This window comes from Candidatus Pedobacter colombiensis (assembly GCA_029202485.1).
In the GTDB taxonomy this organism is placed as follows: domain Bacteria; phylum Bacteroidota; class Bacteroidia; order Sphingobacteriales; family Sphingobacteriaceae; genus Pedobacter; species Pedobacter colombiensis.
Genome location: CP119313.1, coordinates 3,549,698 through 3,573,538, shown reverse-complemented (window position 1 = coordinate 3,573,538; position 23,841 = coordinate 3,549,698). Strand labels below are relative to the sequence as shown.

Sequence of the window (23,841 nt, the reverse complement as noted above, 5' to 3'; positions counted from 1 at the left end):
AAATCACTAGAAATTCGGTTTCAGTACATACTTTTCATAGAACCTGAAGATGTGCTCAGCAGCTTCTTCAGCAGTATCAACAAGCCTGAAAAGGTTTAAATCTTCAGCATGGATATTGTGTTCTTTCTGTAACATGGTGCCTTTAATCCATTCAATTAAACCGCTCCAGTATTCCTTTCCAACCAATACAATTGGGAAACGTGCAACTTTGCCGGTTTGAATCAAAGTAATGGCTTCAAATAACTCATCCATTGTGCCCATTCCACCAGGTAATACAATAAAGCCCTGAGAGTACTTCATAAACATTACCTTTCTGATAAAGAAGTAGTCGAATTCCAGAAGTTTATTGTGGTCAATGTATTTGTTATGGAACTGCTCAAAAGGCAATTCAATGTTTAATCCTACAGATTTACCACCATTCATGTGGGCACCTTTGTTTCCGGCTTCCATAATACCGGGACCACCGCCGGTAATCACACCATATCCACGTTCAGTTAATAGCCTGCCACATTCAACAGCTATTTCATAGTATTTATTCGTCTCTGCGGTTCTTGCAGATCCAAAGATGGATACACATGGGCCTATTTTAGCCAGCTTCTCAAAGCCGTCAACAAATTCGGCCATTATTTTAAAGATCTGCCAGGAGTCAGTAACTTTTATTTCCTGCCAGTTTTTATTTTCGAAAGCGCTTCTAATTTTCTCTTCACTTGTCATACATGTATTTTAAAATTTTGTTTGCTGATCAGTTTTTTTGCTGATCAATAGTAATCCTATAAAAGTGATTAATCCATTTACCAGGATTAATTCAACACTGAATTGATAGCCACCCAATAATTGGGCCGAGTATTCATTTAGCAAATAACAAATTGCCGGTGATATTATACATATAAAAGGAACTAATTTGTCGTGTAATCCACGTTTTTTTACAAAAAGCCCAAAACTATAAAGTCCTAACAGCGGACCATAGGTATAAGATGCTACTCTAAAAATTCCATTAACAACGGATTGGTCATTAAGGGCGTTAAATATAACGATGACCAGGAACATTAGCAATGAAAAAGTAACGTGTACAATATGACGTTTGCGCACAGCTGCTGCAGAGTTACCATTGTCACCTTTATCCATGTGTAGGAAATCTACGCAGAAAGAGGTGGTTAATGCAGTTAAAGCAGAGTCTGTAGTAGCAAAAGTAGCTGCTGTTAAACCAAGCATAAATACAATTCCCGGAATAAGGGCAAGATGGTTGAAAGCGATCTCAGGGAATAAAAAGTCGGTTCGAGGTTTACCAGTAATATAATCTGTAGGGATTGCTATACCATTTTTTGTAGCATATATGTATAGTAAAGCACCGACACTTAAGAAGAAGATGTTTAAAACAACAAATACTCCGGTAAAGGTAAACATGTTCTTTTGGGCTTCACCTATAGTTTTCATACTCAGGTTTTTTTGCATCAGATCCTGATCCAATCCGGTCATGGCAATGGTTACAAATATTCCTCCAAGCAGCTGTTTGCTGAAATGGAATTTACTGGTCAGGAAGTCTTCATAGAAGAAGATCTTAGAATAACCACTGTTTTTGATGGTCTCAAAAGCTTCTGGTATATTCATGTGCAGACTGCTGCATACAAAATAAATGGTCAGGAAAACAGACAATACCAGAAAGAAGGTTTGTAAGGTATCGGTGATGATAATGGTTTTTAATCCACCTTTAAAGGTATACGACCAGATCAGTCCCAGGGATATCAATACCGTAACCCAGAAAGGAACGCCATAACTGTCGAATATAAACCGTTGTAATACAATAACTACCAGGTACAAACGGAAGGCAGAGCCTATGGTACGACTGATCAAAAAGATAGAGGCTGCAGTTTTATAACTGTAATACCCCAATCTTTTCTCTATATAGCCATAAATAGAGGTCAGATTCATCCGGTAATAAAGCGGGAGTAGGACCGTGGCTATGATAATGAAGCCGATTGCATTGCCGAGCACAAATTGAAAATATTGAAACTGATTGCCTGCGGGTGAACCAACTTCACCGGGAACGGAGATAAATGTTACACCGGATAATGCGGTGCCTATCATTCCAAAAGCGACCAGATACCATTTGGAGTTTCTGTTTGCAATAAAAAAGGTAGCGTTATCAGACGATTTTTTTGAAGTTGCAAACGCAATAATGATTAAAATCAGAAAGTAACCAATTAAAAAAGACAAAAGTATAGCTGGACTCATATTATGTTTTTAGCAGCTAAATGTAAGAAACCATCATGAGTTTACACAGATAAAATATAAATTTGTACCATGAACTTTTCTTCCAAGCTGCTTGAAGACGCTGTTAATGAATTTTCTAAGCTACCAGGTGTTGGACAAAAAACGGCACTGAGATTGGTATTACATCTTCTGAATAAGGAACAGGAAGAGGTTGAGCATTTCGGAAACTCAGTAATACGGCTTAGAAAAGAAATCAAACACTGTGGTGTGTGTCACAATATTTCAGATCATAGCATTTGCGACATCTGTACTGCCAGTAAAAGGGATAAAGATGTAATTTGCGTGGTAGAGGATACCAGAGATGTAATGGCTGTGGAGAATACCGGTCAGTATTTTGGTGTTTACCATGTGCTAGGTGGGCTAATCTCACCTATGGATGGCATAGGCCCATCTGATCTGTTTATCGACTCTTTGGTTCAGCGCGTGGCAACAACTCCTGTAAAAGAGGTTATCTTAGCCCTAAGTGCTACAATGGAAGGAGATACAACACTCTTTTACTTATATAAAAGACTTAAGGATTTTCAGATTCCAATAACTACTATTGCCAAAGGAATTGCTTTTGGTGGTGAGCTGGAGTATGCTGATGAGATTACGCTAGGAAGGTCAATCGTTACCCGGGTACCTTATCAGAACTCATTAATTAAATAATCGTATGGATTTTAAGAATAAAGTAATTATAGTTACCGGTGCGTCATCGGGTATTGGTAAAGCTTGTGCAGAAGAGTTTGCAAAACGCGGGGCTAACCTGGTACTGGCGGCCAGACAATATGTAACACTTTGCGAAATTACAGCCGATCTGGAAAAGCGGTATGGTATAAAAGCGATCGCTGTCCAAACAGATGTGAGCAAAGAAGAAGATTGTAAACTACTGATCAAACAAGCTTTAATTACATTTAATAGAATTGATATGTTGATCAATAATGCAGGCTTATCAATGCGTGCATTATTTAATGAACTCGATCTGTCAGTATTGAAAAACCTAATGGATGTGAATTTCTGGGGTACGGTGTATTGTACTAAATACGCTTTGCCGGAAATACTGAAAGCAAAAGGAAGCATTGTTGGTGTGTCTTCCATAGCAGGCTATCGTGGTTTGCCCGGTCGTACCGGATATTCCGCTTCAAAATTTGCAATGAATGGGTTTATGGAGTCTTTGCGGACAGAGTTACTAAAAACAGGTGTCCACGTGATGGTGGCATGTCCGGGCTTTACAGCTTCTAACATTCGGGTTACTGCTTTGGCTAAAGATGGGGCATCGCATGGAGAAACGAGCATGGAAGAGGGCAAGATGATGAGTGCCGATACCGTCGCTCACACTATTGCCAATGGGATTGCTGCCCGTAAGCGCACATTGATCATGACGGGACAAGGAAAGCTGACCGTTTGGATCAATAAATTGTTGCCCGAATTGGCTGATAAGCTGGTTTTTAATCATTTTACCAAAGAGAAAAACGCATTGATTAAATAGGGTAGGGAGGAAAAGGAAAACTACACGAAGGTAGTCGCGTAGTTTTCCGGTATGAATAAAGTAGCTACATAAATAAACTAGTTATCCATTAAGTATTTTCCAATCCATATTTTTTTATAATCCTCATCATGACCAAGATAGAATCGGTTTTTAGTTTTTTCATCAAAAATGTAGGATTGAAATTTATATAACAGAAATTTACCCGAATCACCCAAGACCTTGAAATCTGAAATATTACCTGCTGTTAAATTAATATTTGCAATACGGGGAAAATATTGTGGAATGATTGATGCTTTTCCATTGAAAGCGTCAATAAAAGAATCATAACCTTTTGAACCTTTTACTTCCAATAATTCCCAGAATGCCGTTTTGCCATCAGCACTAAAGAAAAACTTCTGCCGGCTCTGAAACATTTCACTTTTCTTATCATCATTGATCTTTTCAACAGCATATTGTGCTTTTAATGCGCCATTAGCATCAAAATGCAGACATACGATATCGTAATAATAATGTTGTATCGTATTACCACCATTTATAATTTTCTTGTCTTCCAATTGCCCGGTTACCAGGTATTCCCCTCCAGGAGTAACTGTAAAGTTTTGAATGACGAGTTTTTTGCCATTATAAGGGGTAGCGCGCTTTTGTGAAGGCGGTGTTTTTACCATTGCTTTAAAAGTGTTTATAGGAGTAGTGCTGGCAAAAGCAAGTTGTCCTTTGTCGATTTTAAGTAGATGAAAATTGGCAAAATCCTGGTTATAAATTTTCTTTTCATATTTGTCCATCAGAAAATTGGAGGAGGTTGTATATCCCGGATTACCAATTGGAGCGTAGTTTTCAAATACCGAATTATAAGCCTCAGCTTTTTTAGGTGAAGCAGCGCAAAAGTATAATGCACCATTAGCTTCCTGATAATCCATAACGGCCATTGCCTGTGCAGGAGCGGTGAATATTGAATTATAGATCACATCACCTTTGGGAGAAAATTCTATATAAACATACTTAGATAAATCTCCTGTTCCCTTATCAGGAGCAAGTAAAGAGAATACATTACCAGATTGAAGTTTTCCGGAAAAAACCAATGAATAATTACCATTTACCGGAAAGGGAGTTTCTTTCAGGTTTAGCTGATCATCTACATATAAGGCCAGAAACTGGTCTTTTTCGTTTTTCTTATCCGTTTCGGCAGAAGCTATGATAAATATGCTACCATCATCTTCATTTTGGTAATCTGCAAATCCTCTGTATTTGCCCTCACTGTTCTTAGGCTTTACAACTTCTTTGGATAATCGTTTACCCCACTTGTACTTTTGTTGTCCGTAATCCCATATTTTTTCCCATTCTTCTTTTTGCAATGTAAGTTTCATACTCAATACATTAAATGAATTACTTCCACCTACAAAAGCTGAGATACTGCTAACTACCTGATTTCCCTTTTTTTCTTTATCAGCTTTGTCGGGTGTAATGCCCTTAAAATTAAGATTCTGATCAAAACTGTAATTTTCATAGCTTACCTGATCACTTTTTTTATCTGTTTTCATTTTATAGGTGAATATCAGGTTGCCATCTTGGGCAATTTGACTTAAATCAAGCATTCCTTTCGAAGCATCTTTTGAAAGATCATGAGTTACTTCTTTTGAATTTTGAGCTATTAAATTATTGCAAAATAATATGGCAATAATTAAAAGAAATTTGTGTTTCATTTTGTTAGAATAATGAGGTTTAAAATGTTCTTTTACCTTTTACTGTGACTTTTTTACCATCATTATCAGTAAATGATCCATTTAATTCATCGCCAGAAAGTAAGCAAATGATATTCCCGTCTTCAACAAGATTGTTGTTGGAGTCAATTGTGCCGGATATAGGATTGGAGGTGGTGCTTCCTGTAGTTCTGGATGATCCTTTGAACTTGCGGAGTGTTCTTGATAGCACAATATTAAATGTTCCTGTTTCTGGTTTGGTTGTCGAGTAAGTTCCTTCAAAGCATTCTATCAAATTGGTAGAGGTTTCTTTAATCAAGTTAAAAGAGGTATTAGGATGGCCTGGAATAGATGAAGTGCTGATCACTGGAGTGGTGCCCGTAGCGTCGACTGAAAAAGTTATACTAACATCTGCGGTTCCCAGTTTGCCGGTAAAAGCAGAGGTATAAGCTTGTCCGGCAGTCCAGGCTACAGTAGATGTCAGATTGGCTGTGACGCCATCAAGTACCAATATTGCAGTTATGGTAGTACCTGTATTGGCAATGTTAAATTTGATGGTCCCTGTTGAACCAATGACAACGCCTTTATAAATCCCCTTATTGGTGGCATCATTTGCCGCAAGTGCTTCTGGGGTTGTCATGCAGGTACTGCATGTGTAAGCAGGTTCTTTTTCTTGAGATTTTTTCTTGCAAGATAGCGTACATAGTACAGCTATCAGGGCCATAAAGTAGATTGACTTTTTCATGTTGATTTATTTTTAATTTAAAATGGATTAGTCTTATTTTTTCCCTCCTCCAAAGAAGAAACCAATTTTAGCCGCAAAGTATCCTGCGTTCCCTCCAATGATGTTGTATTCGGCTGACATCCTAAAGTGGCCAGTTTCAAAACCCGCACGTGGAAAGAAACCAAACTCTGATGCACCAGGGATGGTTGTGAAATTGCTACCAGTTGAGGAATCAATATCTACTGATGACGATTTGTAAAACCCGAGGCCGGCACCTGCAAATGGCCTGAAGCCGGTGTTACTGAAATAATACTCGCCGGTAGCACAGTAGGATGTTAATACCGATACTTTTACTTTTTCATCATTGGTTCCTGGATTGGTTAAATGCCCCAGTCCGGCACCTTCAAATCTAACTCCTACTGATAATGCATCTGATAAGCGATAATGGGGTTCTACTGTAAATGTAGCTCCAGCCTTTGTGCCACCGCTTTCTCCACCTTTTGGTATAGCATAACCAAGGCCTATGTCTACCTTTACTTTTTTGTAATTCTGAGCATTTGCACTTATTACAATTGATGTAACGAATGTTAGGGCTAATAGTAACTTTTTCTTCATTTTTTTAGTTTGTTTGGTGAATTAATTAGCGGTAAAAGTATTGCCTGTAAATGGATCGAAAGTCTCACTTTATAAAGTGGGACAACAAGTTTTATGCAATAGAAGAGGTTTGTGTGTCGCAAAGGACTTAGGGCAAGAATTTTATGTTTTTTTTAAGAAACATTTGCTCCTTTGCAAAAACAATTCCATATTTGCTTTAATGATACTAACAAACGGACTTAATAACTGGTGGTGGCACAACGCAAATGCGTAGTGTAACCCTGTATTGAACGTTTTTATTTTATATAATAATATTTGAGGGTTGCTTTAAGGCAACCTTTTTTGTTTTACAACCTTTTTAAACTTCGTTTTAGAAGTCATATTATGAAGAAGATACTTAATCACCTGTTTGAAAACAAGACCTTTAGCAGAGCCGAAGCGCAAAGGATTTTAACGGCTATCGCAATGGGGGAGTTTAATACTTCGCAAATCGCTGCATTCATTACGGCTTATGGTATGCGTAATATTACCGTTGAAGAGTTGCAGGGCTTTAGGGATGCAATGCTTGATTTGTGTATAAAATTAGATTTTTCTGATTTTGAGCTGGTAGATCTTTGTGGTACTGGTGGCGATGGCAAGGATACCTTTAACATTTCTACTCTGGCCTCATTTGTTACAGCGGGAGCCGGGTATAAAGTAGCTAAACATGGTAATTATGGAGTGTCATCTGGCTGCGGATCATCTAATGTGATGGAATACCTGGGGTATTCGTTTACCAATAATCAGGATGTGTTAAAAAGAAGTCTCGATCAGGCCGGTATTTGTTTCATTCATGCTCCTTTATTTAATCCGGCAATGAAAACTGTTGCACCTATCCGTAAAGAACTTGGTGTAAAAACGTTTTTCAATATGCTGGGGCCAATGGTTAATCCGGCGCAACCCAAAAATCAGATTGTAGGTGTTTTTAGCCTGGAGCTTGCACGTTTATACGCTTATTTATATCAGGATACAGATAAAAACTATACCATATTACATGCTGTTAATGGTTTTGATGAGGTTTCTTTAACCTGCGATATCAAAACTTTCAGCAAAAAAGGAGAGGCGCTGATAAAAGTAGCTGATCTGGGTTTTGAGCAGATCACTGAAGATCGCATAAAAGGGGGAGATACGGTTGAGTCATCCGCTGAGATATTCATGAATGTGTTGAATGGTAAAGGTACTGATGAACAGAATAGCGTGGTGTTATGTAACGCTGCCCTGGCCATACAGACCATAGATGATACTAAAACTTTTGGAGATTGCTTTTATGAAGCCGAAGCTTCTTTGATGGGAGAAAAGGCAATGGATAGCTTTAAAAAACTAACAGGAAGATAAACTACCTTTTAATAAGGGTATTAAATGTAAACCAAATGGATGTTAAACTGAAAGTATGCGGAATGAGATTGCCTGACAACATACAGGCTGTTGCCTCTTTGCAACCCGATTATTTAGGCTTTATCTTTTATAGAGGGTCTAAACGTTTTGTGGATGGTTTAACTCCTTCCTTTGTTAAAAATTTACCCGCAGGTATCAGGCGCACAGGTGTTTTTGTAAATGAAGAACTGGATAGGGTTGCTCAGCTGTCGGTTTTGTATGGGTTAAATGCTGTTCAGCTACATGGGCAAGAGCCTGTAAAATATTGCATTGCCTTAAAAGGGCTGCTTGCAGATGCCGGTACAGTGTTGATAAAAGCATTTGGCGTGGATGAGCAATTTGATTTAGATATCCTAAATGCCTATGCAAATGTAGCCGATTACTTTTTGTTTGATACGCAAACCCCGGATCATGGTGGCTCGGGTAAAGTTTTTAACTGGTCGCTTCTGGAAAAATATAAGCTAAATAAGCCTTATTTTTTAAGTGGAGGCATAGGTCTGGATAGTATTGAGCAGTTGAAACAAATAAATGATTCCCGTTTGTATGCCGTTGACATCAACAGCAGATTTGAGCTGGCACCGGGTTTAAAGGATATAGATAAATTGAACGATTTTAAGCATAAACTAACAATATGAGTTATTTTGTAAATGATAAAGGTTATTATGGAGATTTTGGTGGAGCATATATCCCCGAAATGCTTTATCCCAATGTAGAAGAGCTGAGACAGAATTACCTTAAAATAATTGGCGATGAATCCTTCCAAAAGGAATTTCATCAGCTACTTAAAGATTATGTTGGCCGACCTTCTCCTTTGTATCTGGCTAACCGCCTGTCGAAAAAATACAATGCCAATATTTTTCTGAAAAGAGAGGATTTGAATCATACCGGTGCGCATAAGATTAACAATACCATTGGACAGATCCTATTGGCTGAACGCCTTGGTAAAAAACGCATTATTGCCGAAACAGGTGCAGGTCAGCATGGCGTAGCTACTGCGACGGTATGTGCTTTAAGAGGTTTAGAGTGCGTAGTCTATATGGGAGAGGTGGATATTCAACGTCAGGCTCCTAATGTAGCCAGGATGAAAATGCTAGGAGCAAAAGTGGTACCGGCAACTTCAGGTAGTAAAACTTTAAAGGATGCGACTAATGAGGCCATGCGCGACTGGATCAACAACCCTGTTGATACCCATTATATCATTGGATCGGTAGTTGGACCACATCCTTATCCTGATATGGTGGCCATCTTTCAATCTATTATCTCTGAAGAAACCAGGAAGCAATTGATTGAACAAACAGGAAATGATCAGCCTGACTATGTACTGGCTTGCGTTGGCGGTGGTAGTAATGCAATGGGGATGTTTTACCATTTTATTGATGATGAAAAGGTAAAGCTGATTGCTGTTGAAGCTGGTGGTAAAGGCGTAGATACCGGTTTCTCGGCTGCAACAACATTCTTAGGTAAAGAAGGTGTATTGCATGGAAGCAGAAGTATTTTGATGCAGACAGCCGATGGACAGGTGGTAGAGCCTCATTCTGTGTCGGCTGGATTAGACTACCCTGGTATCGGCCCTCAACATGCACATTTGTTTAAAACAGGTCGTGGACAATATGTATCTATCACAGATGATGAAGCGTTACAGGCTGGTTTGTTACTTACTCAAATGGAGGGAATTATTCCTGCAATTGAGAGCGCACACGCGTTGGCTTACCTGGAGAAGATGACCTTCACCGGAAAAGAAAATGTAGTCGTTTGTCTGTCGGGAAGAGGAGATAAGGATATGGATACTTATATGAAGTACTTTAATTTATAATTGAATAGCTAAAAAGTAATGAGCAGAATAAAGGAACTTTTTCAGAACAAAAAGAACATATTATCAATATACTATACGGCGGGTTATCCGGGATTAAACGATACGTTACAGATAGCAGAAGCATTGGAGCAGTCTGGGGCCGACCTTTTAGAGATCGGATTTCCCTATTCTGATCCGGTTGCTGATGGGCCAACCATTCAGGCCAGTAGCAAACAATCATTAGACCAGGGAATGGCCTTGAAACTGTTGTTTGAGCAACTTAAAGATCTTCGCAAAAAGGTAAGTATTCCTGTTTTACTGATGGGATATGTAAATCCTGTTTTGCAATTTGGCGTAGAGAATTTTTGTAAAGCTTGTGTGGAAGTAGGAGTAGATGGTTGCATTGTGCCCGATCTACCTATGGTAGAATATGAAGAATTATATCAAACGATATTTGAGGAAAATGGTTTGAGTAACATCTTTTTAGTTACCCCTCAAACTTCGCCGGATCGTATCCATAAAATTGATAGATTAAGCAATGGCTTTATTTACCTACTATCTTCTTCCGCTACTACAGGTCAGCATCTGCAAGTGTCAGAAAGTACAGAGAACTATTTCTCCAGAATTGCCGATATGAAGTTAAATAACCCAACGATGATCGGTTTTGGAATCAACAGCAAAGCAACCTTTGATAAGGCTTGTCAGTATGCCAATGGTGCAATTATAGGTAGCGCCTTTGTTAAAGCACTTGATGCAAATGATTTAAACGGCAGCATCAAAACTTTTATGCAAAAATTTAAGCAATAACTTCTGCTTTCTTTTTAGGAATAGATTTTAAAAAGATAAACCCAATGAGGCCTGATATTACAGAAGCACAAAGCACTGCAAACTTAGCTTCTGTAATATGAAGCTCATCACTAAAAGATAATAAGGAAATAAAAATGGACATGGTAAAGCCGATGCCGGCCAGCATACCTAACCCTATAATATGTTTCCAGCCAGATCTGCTAGGTAGACTGCCAAGTTTAAGTTTTACGGCTATCCATGAGAATAGCGTCACCCCTACGGTTTTGCCCATAAACAAGCCGATAATAATACCCAGACCAAGTGGGGATGCAAGTCCGCTGATCATCTCCTTTTGAAAGGTGATATTGGTATTGGCTAATGCGAAAACAGGCATGATAAAATAATTTACAGGTCCGTTAAGCAAATGCTCCAACTTTTCGAGCGGCGATTCCACGTTGGTTTTATTTGTTGGAATGGTTAAGGCTAGAAGTACCCCTGCAATGGTAGCATGTATACCTGAGTGGTGAATAAAATACCATAGAAATATGCCGGGTATAATGTAAAAATAGAGTTGTTTAATATTAAAAAAATTAAAGGCTAGTAATAGGGCAAAAACTCCACCGGCCATCAGCAGATAATCAAAATGAACTTGATTGGTGTAAAATACAGCAATTACTAAAATAGCGCCAAGGTCGTCTACAATAGCCAAAGCTGCTAAAAATACTTTTAAAGAAGTAGGTACGCTTTTGCCAAGCATGGATATAATAGCTAGTGCAAAAGCAATGTCTGTAGCCATAGGAATACCCCAGCCCGAAGCGGTAGAATGTCCTTTGTTGAGCATGAAATAAATGAAAGCGGGGACCAGCATTCCGCCTAAAGCAGCTACTACAGGTAGAGATGCTTTTTTTATAGAAGAAAGTTCGCCTTCCACCATTTCCCTTTTAATCTCAAGTCCTACCAATAAAAAGAATATGGCCATTAAGGCATCATTTATCCAGGCTGATACACTAAATGTAAAAGCTTGTGTACCGAAGGTAAAACCTAAGTCTGTAGCCAATAATGTAGAAAACGCTGAGGCATATGATGAATTGGCAATAAATAGAGAAACAGCTACGCAAACAAGTAATATAACCCCACCAATTTGACCAGAACGAAAGAAGTCTTTAAAAGCTTGTAGATTTAATGATTTAGCCATACGGATAAATATAACTATTTGAATGAAATTATAGAAGGCTGTTGAGATCTCCTTTTCCTTCACGGATAATCTCAAAATCACCCGAGGTACAGTCTACAACAGTAGATGCTTCATTGTCACCATATCCGCCATCGATTACGATATCTACTAAATCCTCGTATTTTTCATGGATCAACTCTGGGTCTGTCGAGTACTCAATTACCTCATCATCATCACGGATAGAGGTAGAAAGAATAGGGTTTCCCAATTGCCTTACAATCTCCTGTGCAATCTCATTGTCGGGCACCCTTATACCTACAGTTTTTTTATTAGAACTAAGTAGTTTTGGTACATTGTTGTTTGCATTGAAAATAAATGTAAACGGACCAGGAAGCGCCTTTTTAAGCACTCTGAAAGTTGCAGTATCAATAGGTTTGATGTAATCAGAAATGTGTCTCAGATCAGAACATATAAAAGAAAAATTTGCCTTTTCAGGTTTAATCCCTCTTATCCTGCATATTTTCTCAATAGCCTTTTGATTGGTGATGTCGCAACCTAAACCATACACAGTATCAGTAGGATAGATGATTAATCCTCCCTTTTTTAAGACCTCAACAACTTGTTCTATTGCTTTAGGATTTGGGTTCTCAGGATAGATTTTGATAAACATATGTAAAATTACACAAATCTTAGGCCGAAATTGGATTATTATTGGTCAATTTGCAGGTTATTTAGTATAATTGATAAGTATGAGAAAAGCATTTATCGCAATTGCGGCATTTTTAGTAGCGTTAACTGTGATGTTGGGATTAACTTATCCACCGCTATGGTGGATCGCCATTTTTACCGGTCCGGTTGTTTTGTTAGGTATTTATGATCTATATCAGCCTAAACATAGTATTGTAAGGAATTATCCTGTTTTAGGTAGATTAAGGTATTTGATGGAGGATCTCAGACCTAAAGTTTATCAGTATTTTGTAGAGAGTGATACCAATGGTAAACCTTTCAGTCGTTTAAATCGCTCCCTGATTTATCAAAGGGCCAAAATGGAAAATGATACCATACCTTTTGGAACGCAATTAGATGTGTATGAGAATGGCTATGAATGGTTGAGCCATAGTATTTCAGCTATCAGTCACCACGAACTGAATTCAGATCCGCGTGTATTGGTTGGTGGACCGGCTTGTTTAAAGCCTTATTCTGCCAGTATCTATAACATTTCGGCTATGAGCTTTGGTTCATTAAGTCAGAATGCGATCATGGCCCTAAACGGAGGTGCTAAGCTGGGTAACTTTGCACACAATACAGGTGAAGGTGGAATAAGTGATTATCATGCCAGTCCAGGTGGAGATTTGATTTGGCAGATTGGAACCGGATATTTCGGTTGCCGTCACCACGATGGGACTTTTAACCCTGATGCTTTTGCCGAACGTGCTCAAGGCGATCAGGTTAAAATGGTTGAAATTAAGCTTTCACAAGGTGCTAAGCCTGGCCATGGTGGGATATTGCCTGGCCGTAAGGTTACACCCGAAATTGCAAGAATCAGGTTGGTAAAAGAAGGGTTGGATGTAATTTCTCCTCCAGGCCATTCTGCTTTTAAAACTCCAATTGAGTTGTTGGGTTTTGTAAAACAGCTTCGTGAACTATCGGGAGGGAAGCCTGTTGGTATAAAATTGTGTATCGGACGTAGAAGTGAGTTTTTTGCGATTTGTAAGGCAATGGTAGAAACTGGTATCTATGTAGATTTTATTACTGTGGATGGTGGTGAAGGTGGTACCGGTGCTTCTCCACAAGAGTTTTCAAATGCTGTAGGTATGCCTTTGCGAGAGGCTGTAGCTTTTGTGTTTGACGTGCTTACAGGATTTAACCTAAAACAGCATATTAAAATAATAGCCTCGGGTAAAGTGGCTTCAGGATTTGATCTGGTTAAAAATATTGCCCTTGGTGCTGATTTATGTAATTCTGCAAGAGGGATGATGTTTGCATTAGGATGTATACAGGCATTGGAATGTAACAGTAATACTTGTCCAACAGGTGTTGCAACTCAAGATCCTAGTTTAATGAAAGGTCTGGTTGTGGAGGATAAAAAAGTGAGGGTATTTAACTTCCACAGGCTCACCGTAGCTAGCGCAGTTGAATTGCTAGGTGCAGCAGGTTTACATCATCCTTATCAGCTTACAAGGGCTTATGTTAATCGTAGGATAGCTCCAAACGTAATGCAGTCATATATGGAGAGTTTTCCTTATATACCGGAAGGTAGTTTGTTGCAAACACCTTATCCGTTAAGGTTTGAATTAGGTATGGCATTGAGTACTTCATCAAGTTTTGTACCTACAGATTATAAGGTGTCTCTTATTGATTATACACATGCAAACTCTTATTCAGACAGTTTGGATGAAGGTAAAAGTAAGCCTTAAAATCTTCTTTATAAAGAAAAATGCCCTGAGCTAATATTTAGTTCAGGGCATTTTTGTTATGAGTATTAGATGTTAAAATTCTGCGTTTTTTGGGAAACGAGGGAAAGCAATTACATCTCTGATATTGGTCATACCGGTTACAAATAGCACAAGTCTTTCAAAGCCCAATCCAAAGCCTGAGTGTGGGGCTGAACCAAAGCGTCTGGTGTCTAAAAACCACCACAACTCTTCGTGAGGGATATTTAGTTCTTCCATTCTTTGGGTCAATTTGTCCAGGCGTTCTTCTCTTTGCGAGCCACCTATCATTTCGCCGATTCCAGGGAAAAGAATGTCCATTGCGGCCACTGTTTTTCTGCCTTGAGCATCAGGCTCATTCTGACGCATGTAGAACGATTTAATATCTGCAGGGTAGTCGGTTAAGATTACCGGTTTTTTGAAATGTTTTTCTACCAGATAGCGTTCGTGTTCTGACTGTAAATCTGCTCCCCATTCATCAATAAGATACTTGAATTGTTTCTTTTGATTAGGTTTTGAAGATTTTAAGATAGCAATTGCTTCTGTATAGGTTAAACGTTCAAAATCATTGTCCAGGCAGAAGTTTAATTTCTCAATCAGTGACAATTCGCTACGCTCATTTTGAGGTTTTGTTTTCTCTTCTTCCAGCAAGCGGTTGTTTAAGAAGTCAATTTCTTCTTTGCAGTTTTTTAGTGCATAGCTGATGACATATTTCATCATGTCTTCTGCCAGTTGCATGTTGTCTTCAAGGTCAGCAAAAGCAACCTCTGGTTCAATCATCCAAAATTCGGCAAGGTGACGGGTAGTATTTGAGTTTTCAGCTCTAAAAGTAGGACCGAATGTGTAAATCTGTCCAAATGCCATTGCTGCTAACTCCCCTTCAAGTTGTCCTGATACGGTTAGATTAGCAGAACGCGCAAAGAAATCTTCTGAATAGTCAACCTGACCATCTTCAGTGCGTGGAGGTTTGTCAAGATCTAATGTTGTTACCTTAAACATTTCGCCTGCCCCCTCAGCATCAGATGCTGTGATGATTGGTGTATGCATATATACAAAACCTCTTTCATTATAAAATTGGTGTATGGCAAATGCTAAAGCATGACGTACTTTAAATACTGCATTAAATGTGTTGGTGCGGAAACGTAAATGTGCAATTTCCCTTAAAAACTCTAAGCTGTGCTTTTTTGGTTGTAATGGGAATTTTTCAGGGTCGCTATCGCCCAGTATTTCAATAGAATCAGCTTTGATGTCTACTCTTTGTCCTTTTCCTGCAGATTCAACGATTGTACCTTTTACTGCTATCGCAGCACCGGTTGTGATGCGTTTTAGCAGTGCTTCAGGTGTATTATTAAAATCAACAACGATTTGGATGTTTCCCATGCAGGAACCATCATTTATAGCAATGAACTGATTGTTACGGAAAGTTCGTACCCAACCCATAACGGTTACTTCTCTGTTAAACTCTTCTGTCTCGAGCAGACTTTTTACTTTTTCTCTGTGTATCATGATTTTATTATGGAGAATGTCAAAAATAAGGAAAATCATGAATAAATAACAGCTTAATATTTTAAGTCGTTATTTTTAGGTGTTTTTTTATTTTAAGTGTGTGTTTTGTTTGTTTTTTGTGTTTTGTTGTGGTGTTTTTTGATTTATTTTATATTATTTTTTGATTTTTTATATTTTATGTCTGTGTTTTTGTTGTTTTTGGTTGTTTTATTTGTTTTTTGTAATGGTTTTTGTAGATTTTTTGTTTTGTTTTGATGGTTTTGTTGATTTTTATTGGTGTTTTTGTTTGTTTTTGCTTTTGTGTTTTGTGTTATTTATAAATAATGTTGATTTTTATTTGTTTTGTTGCTTGTTTTTATAAAATATGTCTATATTTGTAATGCTCGTTTAATTTATATTTGGTTAGAGAGGCCTACATCTGGATGGATGTAGGCCTCTTCTTTGTGCGCCGGGCATGGCGATCAACTCTAGGGTGTAAGTCCCGAGCCCACTTTGCAGTAGGAAGGGTTAGCCAATAGCAAGGGTGTCGCGGGTGACTGCGAATCTGAAGGAAGCTGGTGGCAAATATGGGGGCCTACGTACAGAAACTGTATATAAGGCGGGTTGATGTGGGTGATGTTGCAAAACAAACAGAAGCCCTATGCTGCACAGAACATCAACACGTAAATACAGAGGTCACATCCATAGAAAGTTGACCGCCTTACCCCGGGAGATCTGTCTATAGACTGTCAAAGGTATGCGCGAGTACCGGCGAAGAAACAATAATCAGAATAACAATGGTTACTTGGGATAGGCAGAAGTCAGCAGAAGTCGTAGTACTGTTTTTTTTTAACAGGAAGGACTGAATGTTAGAATGGCAAAGGAATCAAAACGTTTATGGCGAAACGTTCACAACTGAAACACGTAAGAGAACTGCCTGCGGGAGTATAGGCCGGAAGCTGAAAGTAAAACGCAGGAGGAGTTGAGTCTAGCTATGCAACTAATGAGCACAATGCCTGGAATTAGTTTTTTTTTAGTAGTATGCTTGAAGAAATATTAGACATCCGAAATGTACAAAAAGCCTTTCGGCAGGTTACTACCAATAAGGGTGCTGGGGGTATTGATGGTATGCAGACCGATGAACTTCGTGACTACCTCAATATCCACTGGCAAGCATTAAAGAGTGATATTTTAGCGGGTAATTATCGACCACAATCTGTACTTAAGGTAGAAATACCCAAAACGGGCGGTGGAACGAGAATTTTGGGCATCCCAACGGTAATCGACAGGCTGTTGCAACAGGCGATCTCTCAATGGTTGAGTCCTAAGTACGAGGGCGATTTTTCAGCAAACAGTTATGGGTTTCGCCCGGGTCGCAGTGCACATCAGGCGGTATTTCAGGGGCAGGTAAACCTCAATGCGGGTTATACCTGGGTTGTAGAAGTGGACTTGGAAAAGTTCTTTGATACGGTCAACCACGACAAGCTTATGAGCCTGTTATGGGTTAAGATCAAGGATAGGGGGACCTTAAAGCTTATTCGTGCTTACCTAAGTGGCGGTATGATGGATAATGGACTGGTTAGCCCCAGAAGAGAGGGTACGCCGCAAGGTAGTCCTTTGAGCCCTTTATTATCAAACATTATTCTGAATGAGCTAGATCAAATTCTGGAAGACCGGGGCCACCGTTTTGTACGTTACGCAGATGACTGTAGTATTTATGTGCGGAGCAGAAAATCGGCCTTCCGTGTTATGGCGGTTATGACAGGCTATTTGGAAGATAAGTTGAAACTCAAGGTCAACCGGGAGAAGAGCAAAGTAAGCCGACCATCTGGTAGCACGCTTTTAGGCTTTTCCTTTTATGGCTCCAAACAAGGATGGCAGATCCGGGTTGCGTCCAAATCTCTGAAAACGATAAAACAGAAGATAAGGGAACAAACCCAACGGAACCATTCGATTGCTACTAGTGAACGAATTTATAGACTAGAAAAGGTCATACGGGGCTGGGTAAATTACTTTTCTATAGCCAAAGCCAAAAATCAGTTACTTAGATTAGACGAAATGGTCCGTGTAAGGTTAAGAATGATCATTTGGAAACAGTGGAAGAAAGTATATACCCGTATTGGGAACCTAATTAAGTTGGGTATTTCAAGGGACAAAGCTTATGAATGGGCAAACAGTCGAAAATCTTATTGCAGAATTGCTCACAGCCCAATACTATGTCGGGTGCTAGACAATGCATACTTTACAAAGCTAAAGTATACGGGCTTTACCAACTACTATTACTGGAAAACTGAATACCAGAAGAAATTATTCTAACAAACCGCCGTATGCCGAACGGCACGTACGGTGGTGTAGGAGGACAGATAGCTAAATAATAGCTATCTTCCTACCTAATTTTAGCCTCCAGATTTAACTCTTTTTTCTTCCGTTTCCGAACTACTTGAACGCTTAGATGCGGCTTTAATATCATTACTCCCAAATCGGTAAGTGCAGGATAAGCGAAATATCCGGCTTTCCCACCTTTCTTTAATTATATATTGTTGAGAAGGCAGTGCGCTGGTGATTTTATTTCCCTCTGTTTTAAATATATCATTGACCGCTAGTTTAATGTCCATTTTTTTGTCCATTATAGATTTTTTAATCCCTAAGTCTACACTATATTGAGGATCTAATAATAAAGTTCCGGAAACCTGCTTAGATTGATAATAACCTGAAAATTCTATATTGGTAGTTGGGGTTAAAGTAATAGTTTGTGTTGTATTTAGGCGAAAGGCGACCCTTCCACTCTCGTAGGAGCTACCTAGTAAATCTGGAGTTTTAAATTTATTATAATACCCATTTAGATTATTGCTGCTGTTCCACCAGGTGGTGATTTTTATAGGGTAAGTTAAGTTTACATTGTATGAATCTTGAGTTGCCAGGTTTTGGTAGGAGATAAAGATGGTTTTCTTAGCTGTGTCGGTTAATAGTACATTAGAAATTACATCTGTAGTGCGGCTGTAACCAAATGTGATGTTTAAATTCTTTTTGTAATTGTAAGACACCTCAAAAGAATTAGTGTACTGGGGTTTTAAAAAAGGATTTCCAAAGCGGTATGAGTATAGATCAAGGTAATAAACAAATGGGTTAAGGGATTCATAATCTGGCCTGTCAATTCGTCTGCTATAAGAAAAGCCTATGTCCTGATCTTTAGAAAGTGTCTGGGTGATAAAAACACTTGGAAATAGATTGATGTAATGTCTGTTTACAACCTTGTTGTTACTAATTGAATTTCCTTTTGAATTGGTTTGCTCAGCCCTAAGTCCGAATTGTACAGCTGTCGTTTTAAATTTTGTATTCAGACTGCTGTAAACAGCATTTATATTTTCATCATAAAGAAATTGGTTACTTCGGTTGCTATCATTTATCCAATTGTTGTGTTCAAAGTTTTCGAATATGAAGTTGTTATCTGTTTTTACAAAACTGGATTTTAAGCCAGCTTCCAGTTTCATCTCTTTATTGATAGGGTAGGTGTAGTCGGCTTTTGTTGCTTTGATATTTGTTTTGGTAGGAGTTGCGTTTCTGAATAGGTAATCAGGTTTTAGTATTTGTCCTTGTGCGTCAAAATACTGATTGTTAAAATTATTGTTTTGCCTACCCATGTAATTTGAATAATCGGCATCGATGCTGATCTCCTGTCCCAGGGTGTCAATTGTTCCTTTGTAATTCAGGTTGTAAGAGATGCCTGTATATTTGAAATCGTTTGGATTTCTTGCTACCACAGAGGAATCTGTTTTTAAAGGTTGGTTGCCAATTAAGGTTAGTACTTCTGACTCATTTTTACCGTCGCTTTTATAACCATTAAATGAAAAACCAATTGTGTTTTTATCATTGATGAAATAATCAATTCCACCTTTATAATTGATGTTGTTTCTGAATCTTAAATTGTAGTTGGTTTGATCAAAATAGGTTTTGTTAACTGAAGTGTTATTGGTTCGTGTAATATCGGTGCCGCTATATCTCTTGTTTCTTCCATAATAGAAGTTTCCAAAAATGTTAAATTTCTTCTCCCGATGATTTAGGGCTAGTCCACCATTTGCTTTATAATATTTGCCATATCCAACGCCGGCATCTATAGAGCCGTTGGTACCATAGTTCCGGTTCTTTTTTAGCTTGATGTTTATGATTCCTGAATTGCCAGCAGCATCGTATTTTGCCGAAGGATTGGTAATCAGTTCAATAGATTGAATGGCATTTCCTTCTGTAGTGCGCAATAGGTTAGCTAGTTGTTCGGATGATAGGTAAGTAGGCTTGCCATCAAGCATAACGTTTACCCCTTGTTTGCCTCTTTGACTAATCTTTCCGTCTTTATCAACAGTTATACCCGGTAGCTTTTCCAGAATGTCAAGTGCAGAATTACCGGCAGTTAGGGTGCTGTTTTCTACATTGATTACGGTTTTATCAACCATTCGCTCTATTAATGGTTTTTGTCTCACAATTTCAACACCTTTAAGTTGTCTGCTATCTTGACTTAATTGTGTTGCATCAAGCTTATAGGATTGTTTTATTGCTGTAATAGTATAAGGCCCTTTGTATGTTTTTTTGTAGCCAACCACATAAATAGCGATCAGATAAGTGCCTTGTTTGATATTTGTTAAAAGATAGTCGCCGCTATCGTTGCTAAGTGTTCCTTTCACTATTGTCGAGTCTTTAGCATTTAACAAGCTAATAGAAGCATAAGGAAATGCATTTTGTTTTTCATCCAATACTTTACCGGTTATTTCGCCTGTGTGGTTAATTTCTTGTGCATTAACATTACTTATAGAGATAAGAATGGTGGGTAAAATAATAGATAAAAAGAGTTTAATCGTTTTCATAACTAGCTGATTTGTTTTTTCTGATGTCTTTATCTGACATTATTAAGACGTAGTTAGCCTGAATACGTTGCAGCTGTTACAGGAAAATAGACAAACGTTAATAAATGAACGACGACCTGGCTCATTACTTCTATGAAATTAAAGGTGGTGTCACAACTATTTTTGAGACAAAAAAAAAGCTGCCTCTTGTGGAAGCAGCTTTTTGATATAATTAGTTTATGGCTTATGCCAATACTTTAGTTACTAAGTCAGACGCATCTTGTAATGCAATAGCAGAATATACTTTCAATCCCGACTCATCGATCAGTTTTTTAGCTTCCTCAGCATTTGTACCTTGTAAGCGGCAGATAATTGGAACCGGAACATTACCGATTTCATTATAAGCATCAATAACGCCTTGTGCAACACGGTCACAACGTACAATACCACCAAAAATATTAATTAAGATAGCTTTTACGTTAGGGTCTTTAAGGATGATGTTGAAACCAGCTTTTACAGTTTGTGCATTAGCAGTTCCACCTACATCAAGGAAGTTAGCAGGTTCACCACCAGCAATTTTAATGATATCCATAGTTGCCATAGCTAAACCAGCACCGTTAACCATACAACCAACGTTACCGTCAAGTTTTACATAGTTAAGGTTTGATTCACTAGCCTCTACGTCAGTAGGATCTTCTTCCAGTTTATCGCGCATTGCTGCATAATCAGGATGACGGAACAAAGCATTCTCGTCTAAATCTACTTTAGCATCAACAGCAATGATTTTATCATCAGATGTTTTTAATACAGGGTTAATTTCAAACATAGCAGAATCAGTACTGTCGTAAGCTTTGTAAAGTGCAGTAACAAATTTCACCATTTCTTTAAAAGCAGCACCACTTAAGCCTAGATTGAAAGCAATTTTACGTGCCTGAAATGCTTGTAAACCAACTTTAGGATCAATCTCTTCTTTGTAGATCAAGTGTGGAGTGTGCTCAGCAACCTCTTCAATGTCCATTCCACCTTCGGTAGAGTACATGATGATGTTTCTTCCGTTAGAACGGTTTAACAACACACTAATATAAAATTCTTTGGTTTCCGAAGCTCCTGGATAATAAACATCCTGTGCAACTAAAATTTTGTTAACCTTCTTTCCTTCAGGACCGGTTTGTGGGGTTACCAATTGCATACCTAATATAGCGGTAGCTCTTTCTTTAACCTCATCAAGGTTTTTGGCTAATTTTACGCCACCACCTTTACCGCGTCCACCAGCGTGGATTTGAGCTTTAATTACAACCCAGTCAGAATTGTAATCGGTTTTCATTTTTTTAGCAGCTTCTACAGCCTGCTCTACCGTGTCGGCTACTATACCTTCTTGTACGGCTACTCCAAAACTTTTAAGTATTTCTTTACCTTGATATTCGTGGATATTCATTATGCTGAAAAAATTTGTTCAAATCTACAACTTCCTATTGGTTTTAAAAACTTATTCTGATGATAATGCGATAATTTATCTTGTATCACCTGTCTCATATCTCATATCTTTAGTAGATTTGCAATCTATGCTAAAAGCCACGGGTATAAAAAAAGCTTACGGAAACCTGCCTATATTAAAAGGTGTGGATTTTGAAGTGTCAAAAGGTGAAATTGTAAGTATTATTGGTGCCTCAGGAGCAGGTAAAAGTACGCTTCTGCATATTCTGGGTACTTTAGATAAGCCCGATCATGGAGAAGTAGAATTGAAAGGAACAAAAGTGAGCCACCTTTCCGGTGAGTTGCTCAGTGTTTTTCGCAACCGTAATATTGGCTTTGTATTTCAGTTTCATCACTTGTTACCGGAGTTCACAGCACTTGAAAATATTTGCATCCCAGCCTTTATTGCTAAAACCGGGAAGAAAGAGGCAGAGCAACGTGCTATGGATTTGCTTGAGCTGTTAGGCTTAAGAGATAGGGCAGGTCATAAGCCAAACCAAATGTCGGGTGGTGAGCAACAACGTATTGCAGTAGCCAGGGCGCTGATCAATAATCCGGCTATTATCCTTGCTGATGAGCCTTCGGGTAATTTAGATTCAGCAAATGCCAATGCGCTGCACGAGTTCTTTATCACGCTTCGTGATAACTTCCAACAAACATTTGTTATTGTTACCCACAATGAAGACCTGGCAGAAATAAGTGACCGGGTTGTAACCATGAAAGATGGCTTAATTATATGAGGATATTAATTACGGGCGGGAAGTCGGCCCAGGCTTTAAAACAAGCTAAACAGTTTACTTCAGGCAGTATCATACTCGCTGATTATGGTGATATGCCTAGTTTTTCGTCAGCAACCTATAAATTTCTTTCCCTTGGAGAACGGAATGACGATATCATTGCGCATAACTTATTGAACCATTGTTTAAATGAAGGTGCTGATGCAGTATTGGCTTTGAATGATTTTGAAATGGAAGAATTATTGAAGTCAAGTGTGTTATTTAAGGAGTTTAATATAGATATCCTTACAGCAACTGATACAAACAAACCGACAGCACTATAATGATTTTTGAAAAATACTTACAAGAAAAAGATTCCTTTATTTTCGAATTAGATAACGTAATCTTTCCTGAAAAAGACTACTTCCTTCAAGTGTATTACCTTTTTGCACAGTTCATGGAGTATGGGGAGCAGCTTAATGCAGCGGAACTCCTTAAGTATATGCAGGAAATCTATGTTGATGAAGGGGCTGATCATGTTTTTGCCAAAACAGCGGAAAAATTCAATATACCTGAGAAATACAAGGTTAATTTTGATATGCTGTTGCTTAGTGTGCGCTTGCCGCTTAAATTATTGATATATAATGAAGTGCTGAGCTTTTTACAGTCTATCGTTTTAGAACGTAAGCAAATATTTCTATTGGTAAGTGGGAATCCGGGTATGCAGCTCAATAAAATTAAACAAACAGAGTGGAATGGGCTTGAAAAATACCTTACTGTATTTTTTACAGAAGAGTTTGAGCCAGAACAAGATGCGCTGAAATTGATTATAGAAAAACAAGAGTTAAAAAAAGATACGGTATTGTTAATTGGCAATTCCAAATTTGCAAAAAACAGCGCTTTGAAGTGTAAAATAGAATATTTGATTGTGAATGAACTATTTAAGGTGTAATTGCGTTTATAATTATCTGTACATTTACT

At 38.3% G+C, this 23,841-nt stretch carries 21 protein-coding genes; 11 read left to right on the top strand and 10 right to left on the bottom strand.

The features are described 5' to 3' along the window. Nucleotides 1-6 precede the first annotated feature (6 nt). Both P0Y49_15010 and P0Y49_15005 read right to left on the bottom strand, forming a co-directional pair. Nucleotides 7-714 carry a TIGR00730 family Rossman fold protein gene (locus P0Y49_15010; GenBank protein WEK18104.1) on the bottom strand — a complete coding sequence of 236 codons (708 nt, stop codon included), beginning with the start codon at nt 712-714 and terminating at the stop codon, nt 7-9. 9 nt (nt 715-723) lie between these two features. Beyond that, entirely contained in the window at nt 724-2,232 is a 1,509-nt protein-coding gene (locus tag P0Y49_15005; protein ID WEK18103.1) for a sodium:solute symporter, read from the bottom strand. Nucleotides 2,233-2,301: 69 nt separating this feature from the next. Here P0Y49_15005 and recR point away from each other — a divergent pair, with 69 nt between their 5' ends. Next, nucleotides 2,302-2,919 (top strand): recombination mediator RecR, encoded by a 618-nt coding sequence (gene recR / locus P0Y49_15000; GenBank protein WEK18102.1) that lies wholly within the window; start codon nt 2,302-2,304, stop codon nt 2,917-2,919. A 4-nt stretch (nt 2,920-2,923) separates the two neighbouring features. Continuing rightward, complete coding sequence (locus tag P0Y49_14995; protein ID WEK18101.1) at nt 2,924-3,739, top strand: SDR family oxidoreductase; 816 nt, start codon at nt 2,924-2,926, stop codon at nt 3,737-3,739. Nucleotides 3,740-3,816: 77 nt separating this feature from the next. Here the strand turns inward: P0Y49_14995 and P0Y49_14990 are convergent, their stop codons facing one another. Genes P0Y49_14990 through P0Y49_14980 form a run of 3 tightly spaced genes read right to left on the bottom strand, consistent with a single transcriptional unit; the run spans nt 3,817 to nt 6,775 of the window. Further along, the gene (locus P0Y49_14990) at nt 3,817-5,439 is read right to left on the bottom strand and encodes a hypothetical protein (GenBank protein ID WEK18100.1); all 1,623 of its coding nucleotides are present in this window, start codon (nt 5,437-5,439) and stop codon (nt 3,817-3,819) included. 19 nt (nt 5,440-5,458) lie between these two features. Continuing rightward, nucleotides 5,459-6,181 (bottom strand): hypothetical protein, encoded by a 723-nt coding sequence (locus P0Y49_14985; protein ID WEK18099.1) that lies wholly within the window; start codon nt 6,179-6,181, stop codon nt 5,459-5,461. Nucleotides 6,182-6,214: 33 nt separating this feature from the next. Next, entirely contained in the window at nt 6,215-6,775 is a 561-nt protein-coding gene (locus P0Y49_14980; protein ID WEK18098.1) for an outer membrane beta-barrel protein, read from the bottom strand. A 363-nt stretch (nt 6,776-7,138) separates the two neighbouring features. Here P0Y49_14980 and trpD point away from each other — a divergent pair, with 363 nt between their 5' ends. The 4 genes from trpD to trpA are packed head-to-tail and all read left to right on the top strand — an operon-like array spanning nt 7,139 to nt 10,766. After that, a complete protein-coding gene (gene trpD, locus P0Y49_14975) occupies nt 7,139-8,128 on the top strand; it encodes an anthranilate phosphoribosyltransferase (protein ID WEK18097.1) in 990 nt (329 codons plus the stop codon). A 35-nt stretch (nt 8,129-8,163) separates the two neighbouring features. Beyond that, nucleotides 8,164-8,802 carry a phosphoribosylanthranilate isomerase gene (locus P0Y49_14970; GenBank protein WEK18096.1) on the top strand — a complete coding sequence of 213 codons (639 nt, stop codon included), beginning with the start codon at nt 8,164-8,166 and terminating at the stop codon, nt 8,800-8,802. After that, complete coding sequence (gene trpB, locus P0Y49_14965) at nt 8,799-9,980, top strand: tryptophan synthase subunit beta (GenBank protein ID WEK18095.1); 1,182 nt, start codon at nt 8,799-8,801, stop codon at nt 9,978-9,980. The genes P0Y49_14970 and trpB overlap by 4 nt, the downstream gene beginning before the upstream one ends. An 18-nt stretch (nt 9,981-9,998) precedes the next feature. Then, nucleotides 9,999-10,766 carry a tryptophan synthase subunit alpha gene (trpA, locus tag P0Y49_14960; protein ID WEK18094.1) on the top strand — a complete coding sequence of 256 codons (768 nt, stop codon included), beginning with the start codon at nt 9,999-10,001 and terminating at the stop codon, nt 10,764-10,766. Here the strand turns inward: trpA and nhaA are convergent. Continuing rightward, entirely contained in the window at nt 10,756-11,940 is a 1,185-nt protein-coding gene (gene nhaA / locus P0Y49_14955; protein ID WEK18093.1) for a Na+/H+ antiporter NhaA, read from the bottom strand. The two genes, trpA and nhaA, sit on opposite strands and share 11 nt — an antisense overlap. A gap of 28 nt (nt 11,941-11,968) precedes the next feature. Then, nucleotides 11,969-12,589, bottom strand: a complete 621-nt coding sequence (locus P0Y49_14950) for an L-threonylcarbamoyladenylate synthase (protein ID WEK18092.1) — start codon at nt 12,587-12,589, stop codon at nt 11,969-11,971. Nucleotides 12,590-12,668: 79 nt separating this feature from the next. Between P0Y49_14950 and P0Y49_14945 the strand changes: the two genes are divergently transcribed. Further along, nucleotides 12,669-14,336: an FMN-binding glutamate synthase family protein gene (locus tag P0Y49_14945; protein ID WEK18091.1), complete on the top strand. Its 1,668-nt coding sequence runs from the start codon at nt 12,669-12,671 to the stop codon at nt 14,334-14,336. 72 nt (nt 14,337-14,408) lie between these two features. Here P0Y49_14945 and asnS read toward each other — a convergent pair whose 3' ends face one another. Beyond that, a complete protein-coding gene (gene asnS / locus P0Y49_14940) occupies nt 14,409-15,857 on the bottom strand; it encodes an asparagine--tRNA ligase (GenBank protein ID WEK18090.1) in 1,449 nt (482 codons plus the stop codon). Nucleotides 15,858-16,877: 1,020 nt separating this feature from the next. On the opposite strand from asnS, the gene ltrA reads away from it, so the two are divergent. Then, nucleotides 16,878-18,152, top strand: a complete 1,275-nt coding sequence (gene ltrA / locus P0Y49_14935; protein ID WEK18089.1) for a group II intron reverse transcriptase/maturase — start codon at nt 16,878-16,880, stop codon at nt 18,150-18,152. Nucleotides 18,153-18,232: 80 nt separating this feature from the next. On the opposite strand, the gene P0Y49_14930 is transcribed toward ltrA, so the two are convergent. Continuing rightward, nucleotides 18,233-20,692 (bottom strand): TonB-dependent receptor, encoded by a 2,460-nt coding sequence (locus P0Y49_14930; GenBank protein ID WEK18088.1) that lies wholly within the window; start codon nt 20,690-20,692, stop codon nt 18,233-18,235. A 223-nt stretch (nt 20,693-20,915) separates the two neighbouring features. After that, on the bottom strand, nt 20,916-22,106 hold the full coding sequence (gene sucC, locus P0Y49_14925; protein ID WEK18087.1) for an ADP-forming succinate--CoA ligase subunit beta: 1,191 nt from the start codon (nt 22,104-22,106) through the stop codon (nt 20,916-20,918). A 127-nt stretch (nt 22,107-22,233) separates the two neighbouring features. Here sucC and P0Y49_14920 point away from each other — a divergent pair, with 127 nt between their 5' ends. The 3 genes from P0Y49_14920 to P0Y49_14910 are packed head-to-tail and all read left to right on the top strand — an operon-like array spanning nt 22,234 to nt 23,812. After that, nucleotides 22,234-22,884 (top strand): ABC transporter ATP-binding protein, encoded by a 651-nt coding sequence (locus tag P0Y49_14920; GenBank protein ID WEK18086.1) that lies wholly within the window; start codon nt 22,234-22,236, stop codon nt 22,882-22,884. Then, on the top strand, nt 22,881-23,204 hold the full coding sequence (locus P0Y49_14915) for a hypothetical protein (GenBank protein ID WEK18085.1): 324 nt from the start codon (nt 22,881-22,883) through the stop codon (nt 23,202-23,204). The genes P0Y49_14920 and P0Y49_14915 overlap by 4 nt, the downstream gene beginning before the upstream one ends. Continuing rightward, nucleotides 23,204-23,812: an HAD hydrolase-like protein gene (locus P0Y49_14910; protein ID WEK18084.1), complete on the top strand. Its 609-nt coding sequence runs from the start codon at nt 23,204-23,206 to the stop codon at nt 23,810-23,812. Before P0Y49_14915 ends, P0Y49_14910 begins: the two co-directional genes overlap by 1 nt. Nucleotides 23,813-23,841: the final 29 nt, after the last annotated feature.